Source organism: Bradyrhizobium sp. WCU1, assembly GCF_053474805.1.
The window spans coordinates 2424135-2437455 of sequence record NZ_CM130280.1 but is presented as its reverse complement, the minus strand read 5'-3'; the positions used below and the strand labels follow the sequence as shown (position 1 = coordinate 2437455).

Here is a 13321-nt window from a genome sequence, read left to right as displayed (position 1 = left end):
CGTTGCTGCCTCTCGTTCTGTACTAATGCAGCCGCGGCGCCTTCAGCAGCTTCATGCGGTCGATCGAGGTCAGCGTCACGTCGAAGGTGACGCCCTCGTGATAGACCGTCAGCGGCACGTCGACGCCGGCGGTGCCGAGCGACCAGAGCTTGCGGTAGAAGCCGGTCTGGCTCGTTACCTTGTCGCCGTCGACCGCGAGGATCACGTCGCCGGTCTTCAGCTCGGCGCGCGCCGCCGGTCCCTTGCTGGCGACGCCGACCACCACGAGGCGGTTGTCGATCTCGGTCGTGTACATGCCGAGCCACGGCCGCGCCGGCTTGTCGACACGGCCGAATCTTGCGCAGGTCGCCGAGCACCGGCTTGAGCAGGTCGATCGGCACGATCATGTTGACATGCTCGGCGCGGCCCGAGCGTTCGCGCTCGAGCTGCAGCGAGCCGATGCCGATCAGCTCGCCGGCATTGTTGATCAGTCCGGTGCCGCCCCAGTTCGGATGCGCCGGATAGGTGAAGATCGCCTCGTCGAGCAGATATTCCCAATAGCCCGCGAATTCCTGCTTCGCCGCGATCTGGCTCGCGACCGAGCGCGTGCGGCCGCCGGCGCCACCGAGCACGACATTGTCGCCGACCTGCGTCGCCGCCGACGAGCCGATCGGCAGCGGATCGATGTCGAGCCTGCCGAGCGCCTGCACCAGGCCGAAGCCGGATTCGAAATCGAAGCCGAGCGCGTGACCCTCGACCGCGCGGCCGTCGCCGAGATGCAGCCACACCGTGGCGGCTTCGGTGATCAGGTAGCCGATCGTCAGCACCAGCCCGTTGTCGATCAGGACGCCGTTGCCGGTGCGCTCGGTGCCGAGCGTCTCGGCGCTGAATGCATCAGGCGGAATGATCGAGTGCAGCCCGACCACGCTCATCAGTGCACGATCGAGGTCATAGCGGTAATCTTCGGGGCGAGGCTGAAAGGCCGCTGGCACTTTCGGTTCGGTCGTGGAGGGCATCTGGGATCTCCTGGCGTGCAGGGGCGCTGGAACCTCAAGCTAATCCGAGGTTCTGCCGGCAGGGAAGATGGAATGATATACCCTGCGCGGCGGCCTGCACAGCTCATCTGGCGTGCAGACCTCCCTCTCGCAAGACAAAATGAACTTATTCGCTTTTGGTTGCCGCGCGCGCCGGCATGATGCGGAAGGCGCGGTTGTCCTTGATCCACGCGGCGCGCTCGTCGCGCAGCATCGTGCGGCGGACCTTTCCGGAATCATCGCGCGGCGCGGTGGTGACGCGCTCGAAGCTTTCCGGATGCTTGTAGCGGCTGAGCCGGTCCTTGAGGAAATCACCCATGCCGTCGGCAATCTCCTGCGCGTCGGTGTCGTCGGCGAGCTCGAGGATCGCATGCACGCGTTGGCCGAATTCCGGATCGGGCAATCCGACCACGACGCAGGAGCGCACCTTGGGATGTTCGCTGACCGCGGCCTCGACCTCGGCCGGATAGATGTTGGCGCCGCCGCGCAGCACCATGTCGGCAAGCCGGTCGCCGAGATAGAGATAGCCCTCTTCATCCAGACGTCCGATATCGCCGAGCGATTCCCAACCGTCCGGCCGCCGCTTCGGCGTGGCGCCGAGATAGTGATAGGTCGAGCCGGCGCCGTCATTGGGCAGGAAGTAGATCTCGCCGGTCTCGCCGGGCTTAACGTCGTTGCCGTCCTCGCCGATGATACGCAGCTTGGCGGTCTCGCCGATCTTGCCGACCGAGCCCTTGTGAGCCATCCACTCGACGCCCGAGATCACGCAGGCGCCCTGCCGCTCGGTGCCGCCATAAAGCTCCCACACCCGCTCCGGCCCGAGCCATTCGATCCACTTCTCCTTCAGCCAGGGCGGCATCGGAGCTGCCATATGAAACACGATCTGCAGGCTCGAGACATCGTAGCGGTTGCGCACTTCCTCGGGCAGCGCCCAGATCCGGTGCATCATGGTCGGCACGAAGTTGACCCATTGCACGCGCTCGCGCTCGATCAGCCGCAGCGTCTCCTCGGCGTCGAACTTCACCATGCCGGTCAGCTTGCCGCCGCCGAACAAAGCGGAGTGCGACAGGATGAACGGCGCGTTGTGATAGAGCGGGCCGGGGTTGAGCAGCGAGGCCTGATGCGGAATCCCGAGCATCAGCGGCGTCGTGGTTTCGATCACGGCGGGGTTGTGGTCGAGGATCACCTTCGGCCGCCCGGTCGAGCCACCGCTCGTCATCGCCTTCCAGTAGCGCGCGACCGGCGCGTCGAGCGGCTCCCCGGAAAATCCCTCAGGCACGAAATTCACCGGCAGCGAATTCGGTGCATTCCAGTCGGCTTCACCACCGACCACCAATGACGGTTTCAAAATCTCGAGCACCGCGGCGGCCTCGCCGCGCGGCAGCCGCCACGACAACGAGGTCGGCGTCGCGCCGCATTTCCACACCGCGAAGGTGGTCTCAAAGAATGCGTTGCTGTTGGGCAGCCCGATCGCGACGAAGTCGCCGGGCTTGACGCCCTTGGCGGCGAAGGCGCGCGCCCGCGCATTGGCGCGGCGCTCGAGCTCATGCCAGGTCAGCGCATCCGCGCCGTGGCTGACGGCGATCGAATCAGCGGGCTTGCGTTCGGCATACCAGCGCGGCACGTCGGCCAAGGGGATCAGCATGGATCGTTTCCGTCGGAAAAGGCGGCTTGAAGCGCTCTTGTTGCAGGGATGTGGCCAAAGCCACGGCTGACACTTCACCAACAGTGCGGTCGCGGTGTCAAGGTCCGGAGCGCCAATATGGGCAGTATCCCGCTGAGGGAACTGCGGAATCTCCGTTTGCTAAAAGCCGCGTCAAGATTCCGGTAAAGTTCAAGCGATCACGCTAAGCCGGACTTTACGGGGGAACGGCATTGTGGCCCGTGCGGTGACATGCCGGGCGCGTCGATCGACCTGCGCGGTCCTAAGGTTTTCAATGACCAATGTCTTCAAGGACGACGACGATGGCGAGCAATGGAGCACGTATCAAGGTCAGTCGCGAGCCGCGGCGCCAGCTCAACAATCGCGCGGCGTGGATCACGGTCGACGACGGCGTGACTGAGAACGCCTGCGCCGTGGTCGACATCTCGCCCGGCGGCGCCAAGATCACCACCGAGGTCGAGTTCGACGTGAAGGACCGCCTCGCGCTGACGCTGCTCGCCGACCACGCCAAGCGCTACCCCTGCGAGGTGGTGTGGCGCCGCGGCAAGACCTACGGGCTCAAATTCGTCACCGCGGAGGCGTAGCCGGACGCGCCGGCCGCGGAGCCGGTCGGCGCGGCGTAGCCGAAGGCTCTGCCGCGCGACGGCGAGACCGTACCCGGCGGTTCAGCGATCAACCCGATAGAGCTTTGCGAATTCGCCGTCATGGAGCGGCGAGAGCTTCTCGATCGTCTGAAATCCCGGCTTTGGGTCGATCAGGAGCACATAATCGAAATGCGAGCGCCAGCCGACCAGGTAGCGCGACCACTTTAGGGTTTCCGCCGAGAACGGTTCGTTGGCCAGCGCCTCCCAGTCGACCGGCTCCCGTCAGCGGCTGAGACATTCGATCGAACGGCGGCAGAATGGACACCGGTTGTTGCGCCGGGTCGGCAAACAACAATGGCCAGAACGCCCTGCGCTCAACGGGGAGCAATGCCGGGAGGTGGTTGGTCAGCCGGCCAATGCCGGGCAGCGTGCGGCGCGCCGGAGGCGCCATCGTCCGTTTCCCCGACGAGCCCGTCGCGAGCAGGACGCGCGCGCCGGGCTCGACGCCGTCGATTGCCGCGCGCAGATCGGCAAGGTCGTCCCGGCTGTCGATCCAGGTCGCAGCGACGCTCGCCGAGCGGACGAGAATCAAGGCCGCAACAGCAATGCCGAACATCATTGCCTCCCGCCGCGCGATCCGGGGCTGCACCCCCGCGAACAGCAGCAATGCGACCATCACCGCAGCCCGCAGATCTACGTAGGACCCTCCCTTTATTCGCAGGGGCGCGGCGATGTAGACGATTGCCAGCACGGCGATCGCAAGCCGCAGCCCCGGAGCAAATGCGAGATGACGGCGCATGGCGACCAGCGCGACGATAACGGCGACGGCGGTCACGATCGTCAGCTCGACGTTCGGTATCGTGAATGGGCTGAACGGCCTCATCAGTTTGACGATCGCATGCCACGCGCCGAGCGACGTGGCGGTGTCGCTGAACGGACTGAGCCGATACAGCACGAGCGCCGGCGCGAGAGCGATCAGGATCGGGATCGCGGCCTTCATGAAATCGCGCGCGGTGACCGTGCCCGATGACCAGCGTCTCCGGAGTCCCGATGCCTCTTCTGCACCGATCAGGAGGAATAGAAAGGCGAGCCCGAAGATGTGGATGAAGAAGGTCGCGACCGCGGCGATCGCGCCGGCCAGCGTCTTCCACCCGGAACGGTTCCGCCGGCGCAACGCAACCCAGGCGGCCGCACCGATCAGCGCCAGGCCCAGCGAGAACAGGAAATTCATGAAACCCATGAAGAAGGCCGCGTTGTAGGCGACCAGTCCCGACGCCAGCGGCCAATAGGAACGGCAGCCGAAAGCGACCCGATGGTACACGACCGCGCCGCCCACCGGCGCGAGCAGGCTCAGTGCCAGCAATATTCGGCCACCGGTGTGCGTATCGGTTATGCGCAGCAGCCCGGCCCCGATGACGTCCATGCCGAGATTGGGCAAGATCGTCCAATGCGGCGCATATATCTTCGAGAGCACCGGGTCGTCCGGATGCGCCAGGATGAAGAACCGCGCGAGGTGATTTGGATAGTCCGCGAGCGGCGGCACATCGATGACGAGAAGGGGAGCCAGCAGCACGATCGCAAGCACCACCGCCGTCGCCAGCCACGGCCAGGCCGCTTCGCGCATCAATTGAACGTCGCTGCCAGACGCCTTGGCCAGGGGGGCGTGCATCGGCGGCTATTCCAACTCGCCCGCTGGCGCGCAGTGCATTCGAAAGGCGCAGCCATAGGCCCGCGCCGTGGTCGCAGGCAGCAACGCAAACCAGGCGATGGCCACGATCACGTTCTGGAGCCTGACGTTCAGGATCGTCTGAACGAACCGGATGCGAAATTCTCGCGCGGCGAGATAGGCAGCGAGCAGCACCGCGCAGATCGTGCCGAGCCCATTCCAACCGATCGCGACGTGCCGGAACCCGGAAGCATAGGAGATCGCGAACGCGCCGATCAGGAACAGCACGATCGGCACCCAGAGCACCGCACCGCGCGTTCGTTCGTGGTTGGGGTGCTCTGCTGCATTACCTGTGGTTGTCACGCGGTCATGTCGCACGCAGTCCATTAATGTTCAATTACGCATTTGAAGCGTTTGGTAACGTGCAACCTCTGGAGTTGAAGAAATCAGCCGTCAACCCCGCTTTCGGCGATATGCCTCAAGCGGCGCCTCTCGATCGCGACCGTGATCGGGCTCGACCTGAGGGTTCCACCGCTACGAATCTGATCGATGGGCCCGCGCCAACCAGGCGCTGGTCGATCAACTCGGCCGGATCGCGCCGTGGCAGCGGTCGAAGTGCAGGGCGCGCGCTATCCGGAGCAGTTGCTCGGGATGGTCGGGCGCCGAGAGCGTTCCGCTCTCTTCGCCGGGGCTCGCGAAGCGAGAGCCCGGGATCCATTCCAACGCTTGTTTTGCGGCTCAATGGATTCCGGGCTCAGCCCTTCGGGCTGCCCCGGAATGACGATGGTGAACCATCCCTAGCGTCGTCCTGGCGAAAGCCAGGACCCATTACCCCAAATCTCGATTGTTGCGCGACGCCGTGGCGGCGATCCCGTTCATCACCGAATGCGGTGGTTATGGGTCCTGGCTTTCGCCAGGACGACGGGTGGTTAGAGCCGGAGCGGGTGACCGCTTCTGCCCTAGCGTTCCGTCAGCTTCAGCTCGATGCGGCGGTTGCGCTTGTAGGCGTCTTCGGTCTGCGCGGTGTCGAGCGGCTGGAATTCGGCGAAGCCGGCCGCGACCAGACGCTGCGCGGGCACGCCGAGCGAGACCAGATATTGCACCACCGAGATCGCGCGCGCGGAGGATAGCTCCCAGTTTGACTTGAACAGCGGGCTGTTGATCGGCCGCACGTCGGTGTGGCCGTCGACGCGCAGCACCCAGGCGATCTCGGGGGGGATCTGCTTGTCGAGATCGATCAACGCGTTCGCTACCGTGTCGAGCTCGGTCTTGCCCTCCGGCAGCAAGGTCGCCTGGCCGGTGTCGAAGAACACTTCGGACTGGAATACGAAGCGATCGCCGACGATGCGGATATCGGGGCGGTTGCCCAGGATCGCGCGCAGCCGGCCGAAGAATTCCGAGCGGTACTTCGACAATTCCTGCACCCGCTGCGCCAGCGCGACGTTGAGGCGCTGGCCGAGATCGGCGATCCGGTTCTGCGATTCCTTGTCACGCTTCTCGGAGGCATCGAGCGCCTCCTCGAGCGCGGCGAGCTGGCGGCGCAGAGCGCTGATCTGCTGGTTCAGCACCTCGATCTGTGCCAGCGCGCGCGACGACACACTCTTCTCGGACTCCAGCGCCTTGTTCAGCTCGTTGGCGCGGCCCTGCGCGTCGTTGCCGGAATTGGCGAGCCCTTCATAGAGCCCCTTCATGCGGTCGCGCTCGCCCTCAGCCGAGGCGAGGCCGGCGCGGAGCTGCGACACCTGGTCGTCGAGCGTCAGCCTGGAAAGCTTCTCCAGCGACAAGAGGTCGTTGAGCTGGGCGATCTTGGCGGTGAGCTGCTCCAGCGCCTTGTCCTTGCCGGTCACTTCCTGCGACAGGAAGAACTGCACGACGAGGAACACCGACAGCAGGAACACGATCGACAGCACCAGCGTCGACAGCGCGTCGACAAAGCCGGGCCAGTAGTTGAAGCCGGATTCGCTGCGGCGCGAGCGGGCGAGGGCCATCTGGTTTCCCTTTACTTCCTGTCAGTGCGGCGCGTGGCAGACGGCTTCGATGTTGTGGCCGTCGGGGTCGAGCACGAAAGCACCGTAGTAGTTTGCATGATAGTGCGGCCGAATTCCGGGCCGCCCATTGTCCCTGCCGCCGGCCTTGATCGCGTCGTCGTAGAAGCGATCGACGGTGGCGCGATCGTTTGCCGTGAAGGCGATGTGGGCGCCGGTCTGCGGCGTGCCGCGCCGGCCGATCCAGAAGAAGGCCTTCGGATGGATGCCATAGCCGGCAAACTCGGCACCCTCTGCATAAAGGCGGCTGATGCCGAGGGAGCGCAAGGCCGCATCATAGAAGGCCTTGGACCGCTCGATATCGCTGATGCCGATGGTCACGTGGTCCAGCACATCGGCCTCCGTGGCTCAGCTCTTCTCGGGCTGGCGGGCGAGGCGTTCGAGCAGCCGCTTGATCTCGCGGTTCTGCTCGCCCTGGCCGTCGGCCCATTCGCGGATCATCTGTTGCTCGGTGCGCATATGCGCGACCAGCCCCTGGATTGCCTCCGCCAGATTGGCCATCGCCGCCGTGGTGTTGCGACCACCCGCGCCGCCGCCACCCTCCTCGAAGGTGGCACGCAGCCGGTCGATCGCGCCCTGCAGATCGGCGCCGCCGGTCCCGACGCCGTCACCTGAGATGCCGCGCACCGTGGTGGCGAGCCAGTCCTCGAGGTCGGTGTAGAAGCGGTTCTGGGCCTGGCTCGACTGCAGGTCGAGGAAGCCGAGGATCAGCGAGCCGGCGAGGCCGAACAGCGAGGACGAGAACGAGATGCCCATGCCGCCGAGCGGGGCGGCAAGGCCCTCCTTCAGCGTATCGAACAGCGCGCCGGCGTCGCCGCCGACCTTGAGCCCGTCGATCACCTTGCCGACCGAGCCGACCGTCTCGATCAGGCCCCAGAAGGTGCCGAGCAGGCCGAGGAACACGAGCAGGCCGGTCATGTAGCGCGAGATGTCGCGGGCTTCATCCAGGCGGGTTGCGATCGAATCCAGCAGATGCCGCATGGTCTGCTGCGAGATCGACATCCGTCCGGTGCGCTCGCCGCCGAGGATCGCAGCCATCGGGGCAAGCAACGTCGGCCGGCGCTCGATGGCGAGGCCGGGATCGGCGATGCGGAAATTATTGACCCAGGCCACTTCAGGATAGAGCCGGATCACCTGCCGGAACGCCAGGATGACGCCGATCAGCAGCACCGCGCCGATCAGGGCGTTGAGCCCGGGATTGGCGAAGAAGGCGGTGACGATCTGCTTGTACAGCACGACCCCGACCAGGCCGCAGAGCACCAGGAATACCAGCATCCGCACCAGGAAGATCCTGGGCGAGGACAGCTTGCTCAGTTCGATCTCCATCTCGGAGCGGGAAGGGGGCATTGCCGGATCATCCGTTCGCGAAGGCCGCATCTGTCAGCAATATGGCACAGCGGCGGAGTGAGGAAAGCCGAATCCAAAGGCGGATGGCAGAACCCTGGGTCGAGATCGGGGGGACTGTCGCCGCCTTGCGCAGCTTTGCGGCCGGTCGCCGCATCACCGTTCGCGCGCGCCCCCCGGGGCCACGCGCTGATCGCGAGATCAGGCCGATTTGCAGGCATCGTCGGGCGAGGCGCGCGATGCACGGTGATTCGGCAGGATTGTCGCATCATGATCCGCGGTGCGGCATTCCTGTGCAGGCAAACAGCCCGTTCCCGCTCACGCAGTCCTTAACGCATTCCCACAGCCTGCGATGGAACCCGCTCACAATGCGGTGACGACATGAAAGATGCCGCGAAATCAGGATGATAGCGTTGTGTGACAATGAGCCGCCCGACAAGCGCATTGCTTCGCAGCAGGCAGATTTTATTTTCACGAGCAGAGGCGGCGTCGTGGCGATGCCGCCATTTGTTCATTCCAACCCACAGGGGCGATCATCTCAATGTCTGGACTTCGCGCGCAATCGGCATGCATTGCTCTGATGCTGGCCGTGACGGCGCCACTGCTTGCCGGCTGCAACGAACCGAACTCCGCAACCGCCGCCGTACAAGCATCCGAGCCGGACGTCAGTGTGGTCACCGTGAAGGAGCAGGCGCGCGCGATGGTACGCGAGCTGCCGGGCCGCATCGCCCCGACCCGCGTTTCCGAGGTCCGCCCGCGCGTCTCCGGTATCGTCGTCAACCGCATGTTCCATCAGGGCAGCGAGGTGAAGGTCGGCGACCCCCTGTACCAGATCGATCCGCGCCCGTTCGAAGTCGAGTTGCAGTCGACCGAGGCGGCGCTGGCGCGCGCCAAGGCCGTGCTCGAGCAGACCTCGCTGCAGGCCCGCCGCATCGCAACCCTCACCAACCAGCGTGCGACCTCGGAGGCCGAGAACGAGAAGGCGATCGCCAATTTGAAGCAGGCCGAAGCCGACGTGCAGGGCCGCGAGGCCGACGTCGCGCGTGCCAAGCTCAACCTGGACTATGCGACGATTCGTGCGCCGATCGACGGCACCATTGGCGCTGCTGTGATCAGCGAAGGCGCGCTCGTCGTGCAGAACGACGCCGCGAGCCTTGCGACCATCCAGCAGCTGGATCCGATCTATGCTGACTTCCAGCAGTCGGTGACCGAAATGAACCAGCTCCGCCGCGCCCTCGAGAGCGGCGATCTCGACCGCATCGCGCCCGATGCGATGAAGGTGCGCCTCGTGCTCGACGACGGCTCGATCTATCCGCTGCTGGGCAAGCTGCTGTTCTCCGACGCCAAGGTCGATGCCCATACCGGGCAAGTGACCCTGCGCGGCGAATTCCCGAACCCGAATCGCGTCCTGCTGCCGGGCATGTATGTCCGCGTGCAGATCGAGCAGGGCATTGACACCGATGCGATCGCGGTGCCGCAGCAGGCGATCCAGCGCAATGGCGGCGGCGGCAGCGAGGTGTTCGTCGTCAAGGACGACAATCGCGTCGCGGTCCAGCCGGTGCGCACCGGCTCGCTGCAGGGCGGCACCTGGTTCGTGACCGACGGCCTCAAGGCCGGCGACAAGGTGGTCGTCGAAGGATTCCAGAAATTTGCCGCCGGCGACAAGGTCCGGCCGTTGGCCTGGCGTGAGATCGACGCTGCTGCAGCACAATCGGATTCGCAGCAGACCGCGCACGCGAAGCAGTGATCCGACATGCCTAGCTTCTTCATCGACAGGCCGATCTTCGCCTGGGTCGTCGCCCTGTTCATCTGTCTGGTCGGCGCAATCTCGATTCCGCTGCTCGCGGTCGCGCAGTATCCGATCATCGCGCCGCCCTCGATCTCGATCTCGACCAGCTATCCCGGCGCGTCGCCGGAGAACCTCTACAACAGCGTGACGCGGCTGATCGAGGAGGAGCTCAACGGCGCCGCCAACATCCTGAACTTCGAATCGACCTCCGACTCGCTCGGCCAGGTCGAGATCATCGCCAACTTCAAGCCGGGCACCGACACCGGCCAGGCCTCGGTCGAGGTGCAGAACCGCCTCAAGCGCGTCGAGGCGCGGCTGCCGCGCGCCGTGATCCAGCAGGGCATCCTGGTCGAGGAAGCGTCCTCGGCCGTGCTGCAGATCATCACGCTGAACTCGACCGACGGTTCGCTGGATGAAGTGGGCCTCGGCGACTTCATGATCCGCAACGTGCTGGGCGAGGTGCGCCGCATCCCCGGCGTCGGCCGCGCCACGCTGTATTCGACCGAGCGCAGCTTGCGCATCTGGATCGATCCGGCCAAGCTGGTCGGCTACGGCCTCTCCGCAGACGACGTCAACCGCGCGATCACGGCGCAGAACGCCCAGGTCGCTTCCGGCAGCATCGGCGCCGAGCCGAGCACGGATACGCAAAAGATTTCCGCGCAGGTGCTGGTGAAGGGCCAGCTCTCCTCGCCCGACGAGTTCGGCGCGATCATCCTGCGCGCAAATGCCGACGGCTCGACGGTACGGCTGCGTGACGTCGCGCGGATCGAGATCGGCGGCCTCAGCTACCAGTTCAACACCCGTCTCGACGGCAAGCCGACCGCGGGCCTGTCGGTGCTGCTGTCGCCGAAGGGCAATGCGCTGGCGACCGCGAGCGCGGTCGAGGCCAAGATGAAGGAGCTGTCGCGCTTCTTCCCGGCCAACATCTCCTACGAAATCCCCTACAACATCACGCCGGTGGTGAAGGCCTCGATCGAGAAGGTCCTGATGACCCTGGTCGAGGCGGTGGTGCTGGTGTTCATCGTGATGTTCCTGTTCCTGCAGAACATCCGCTACACCATCATTCCGACCATCGTGGTGCCGGTGGCGCTGCTCGGCACCTGCGCCACGCTGATGGCGGTGGGTTACTCGATCAACATGCTGACCATGTTCGGCATGGTGCTGGCGGTCGGCATCCTGGTCGACGACGCCATCGTCGTGGTCGAGAACGTCGAGCGCATCATGGCCGAGGAAGGCCTGCCGCCGAAGGAAGCGACCCGGAAGGCGATGTCGCAGATCACCAGTGCCATCATCGGCATCACGCTGGTGCTGATGGCGGTGTTCGTGCCGATGGCGTTCTTCCCGGGCTCGGTCGGCATCATCTACCGCCAGTTCTCGGTCACCATGGTGGCGGCGATCGCGTTCTCGGCGCTGCTCGCGCTGTCGCTGACGCCGGCGCTGTGCGCGACCTTGCTCAAGCCGGTCGAGAAGGGCCACGGCCATGCCCGCAAGGGCGTGTTCGGCTGGTTCAACCGCGTGCTCGACACCAGCCGCGCCGGCTATACGCGCACGGTGCAGGGCTCGCTGAAGCGCACCGGCCGCCTGATGGCGATCTATCTCGTGCTGTTCGCGGCCGTCGCCTATGGCTTCGTCCGGCTGCCCGGCGGCTTCCTGCCGGTCGATGACCAGGGCTTCATCACGACCGACGTGCAGACGCCGTCGGAATCGTCCTATGCGCGCACGGAAGGTGCGGTCGAGCAGGTCGAGAAGTACCTGAAGAACCGCGCCGGCATCGAGAACGTCACATTCCTCACCGGCTTCAGCTTCCTCGGCCAGGGCATGAACACCGCGCAGGCCTTCATCACGCTGAAGGACTGGTCGGAGCGCGGCCCGAAGGAGTCCGCTGCCGCCATCGTCGCGGACATCAACCGCGATTTGTCGTCGGTGCGCGACGCAAAAATCTCGGCGCTGCAGCCGCCGCCGATCGACAATCTCGGCAACTCCTCGGGCTTCTCGTTCCGCCTGCAGGACCGCGGCCAGAAGGGCTATGCGGCGCTGATCGCGGCGTCCGACCGGCTGATCGCGGAGGCCAATGCCGGCCCTGTGCTGCAGAAGGTCTATGTCGAAGGCCTGCCGCCGGCGCCGCAGGTCAATCTGATGATCGACCGCGAGAAGGCCGGTGCGTTCGGCCTCACCTTCGAGGACATCAACAACACGATCTCGACCAATCTCGGCTCGAACTACGTCAACGACTTCCCGAACCGCGGGCGCATGCAGCGCGTCATCGTGCAGGCCGACAAGACCAGTCGCATGAACGCGGACGACATCCTCAATTACAATGTAAAGAACAGCCGCGGTCAGCTGGTGCCGTTCTCGGCCTTTGCCAGCATCGAATGGACGAAGGGGCCGACGCAGATCGCGGGCTTCAACTATTATCCGGCGGTGCGCATCTCCGGCGAGGCGAAGCCGGGCTTCACCTCGGGTGACGCGATCGCCGAGATGGAGCGGCTTGCCGACAAGCTGCCGCGCGGCTTCGGCTATGAGTGGACCGGCCAGTCGCTGCAGGAGAAGCTGTCGGGCTCGCAGGCGCCGTTCCTGCTCGGCCTGTCCGTGCTGGTGGTATTCCTGCTGCTCGCCGCGCTCTATGAGAGCTGGACCATTCCGCTCGCGGTGCTGCTGACGATTCCGCTCGGCATTTTCGGCGCCGTGGTGGCGGCGACGCTGCGCGGCCTGTCCAACGACGTCTATTTCACCGTCGGCCTGATCACCATCATCGGCCTGGCCGCCAAGGACGCGATCCTGATCATCGAGTTCGCCAAGGACCTGCGCGCGCAGGGCAAGCCGCTGGTCGAGGCGACCATCGAGGCGTGTAGTCTCCGATTCCGCCCGATCCTGATGACCGGCCTCGCCTTCGTCTGCGGCGTGCTGCCGATGGCGATCGCGACCGGCGCCGGCGGCGCCAGCCAGCAGGCGCTCGGCACCAGTGTGATGGGCGGCATGATCGCCGTCGTCATCCTCGCGCTGCTCCTGGTGCCGGTGTTCTTCGTCAGCGTGCAGCGCGTGCTGGCTGGTGACCGGGAGAAGGTCGAGAAGCCGGAAGTCTACGGCCCGCCGGCGCCGGTAGCGGGCGGCCACTGACATCGAGGCCGGTCCTGATTGAATCAGGGCCGGCTTGCTTTCGCAGCATCGCCAATCCAGACTGCATCTCTGGATTGAATGGATTGTCCTTGGCACGGTG

At 65.4% G+C, this 13321-nt stretch carries 9 protein-coding genes and 1 pseudogene; 3 read left to right on the top strand and 7 right to left on the bottom strand.

Going from position 1 to position 13321, the window contains the following annotated elements:
• Positions 1–22 precede the first annotated feature (22 nt).
• Both ACTUWL_RS11215 and ACTUWL_RS11210 read right to left on the bottom strand, forming a co-directional pair.
• Positions 23–995, bottom strand: a pseudogene (locus ACTUWL_RS11215) (S1C family serine protease).
• 145 nt (positions 996–1140) lie between these two features.
• Positions 1141–2658: an AMP-binding protein gene (locus tag ACTUWL_RS11210; protein WP_021076467.1), complete on the bottom strand. Its 1518-nt coding sequence runs from the start codon at positions 2656–2658 to the stop codon at positions 1141–1143.
• A gap of 320 nt (positions 2659–2978) precedes the next feature.
• Here ACTUWL_RS11210 and ACTUWL_RS11205 point away from each other — a divergent pair, with 320 nt between their 5' ends.
• Positions 2979–3260, top strand: coding sequence for a PilZ domain-containing protein (locus tag ACTUWL_RS11205; protein WP_021076468.1), 282 nt, complete (start codon positions 2979–2981; stop codon positions 3258–3260).
• Between the two features lie 118 nt (positions 3261–3378).
• Here ACTUWL_RS11205 and ACTUWL_RS11200 read toward each other — a convergent pair whose 3' ends face one another.
• From ACTUWL_RS11200 to ACTUWL_RS11180, 5 genes are all read right to left on the bottom strand, one after another.
• The gene (locus ACTUWL_RS11200) at positions 3379–4929 is read right to left on the bottom strand and encodes a hypothetical protein (protein ID WP_021076470.1); all 1551 of its coding nucleotides are present in this window, start codon (positions 4927–4929) and stop codon (positions 3379–3381) included.
• A gap of 6 nt (positions 4930–4935) precedes the next feature.
• Positions 4936–5214: a hypothetical protein gene (locus ACTUWL_RS11195; RefSeq protein WP_146160358.1), complete on the bottom strand. Its 279-nt coding sequence runs from the start codon at positions 5212–5214 to the stop codon at positions 4936–4938.
• Between the two features lie 671 nt (positions 5215–5885).
• Positions 5886–6914: a peptidoglycan -binding protein gene (locus ACTUWL_RS11190; protein ID WP_021076473.1), complete on the bottom strand. Its 1029-nt coding sequence runs from the start codon at positions 6912–6914 to the stop codon at positions 5886–5888.
• A 21-nt stretch (positions 6915–6935) separates the two neighbouring features.
• On the bottom strand, positions 6936–7304 hold the full coding sequence (locus ACTUWL_RS11185; RefSeq protein WP_021076474.1) for a VOC family protein: 369 nt from the start codon (positions 7302–7304) through the stop codon (positions 6936–6938).
• Between the two features lie 15 nt (positions 7305–7319).
• Positions 7320–8318, bottom strand: a complete 999-nt coding sequence (locus ACTUWL_RS11180; protein WP_021076475.1) for a hypothetical protein — start codon at positions 8316–8318, stop codon at positions 7320–7322.
• Between the two features lie 538 nt (positions 8319–8856).
• Between ACTUWL_RS11180 and ACTUWL_RS11175 the strand changes: the two genes are divergently transcribed.
• Positions 8857–10062 (top strand): efflux RND transporter periplasmic adaptor subunit, encoded by a 1206-nt coding sequence (locus tag ACTUWL_RS11175; RefSeq protein WP_106940183.1) that lies wholly within the window; start codon positions 8857–8859, stop codon positions 10060–10062.
• Positions 10063–10068: 6 nt separating this feature from the next.
• Positions 10069–13221 carry a multidrug efflux RND transporter permease subunit gene (locus ACTUWL_RS11170; protein WP_021076477.1) on the top strand — a complete coding sequence of 1051 codons (3153 nt, stop codon included), beginning with the start codon at positions 10069–10071 and terminating at the stop codon, positions 13219–13221.
• Positions 13222–13321 lie beyond the last annotated feature (100 nt).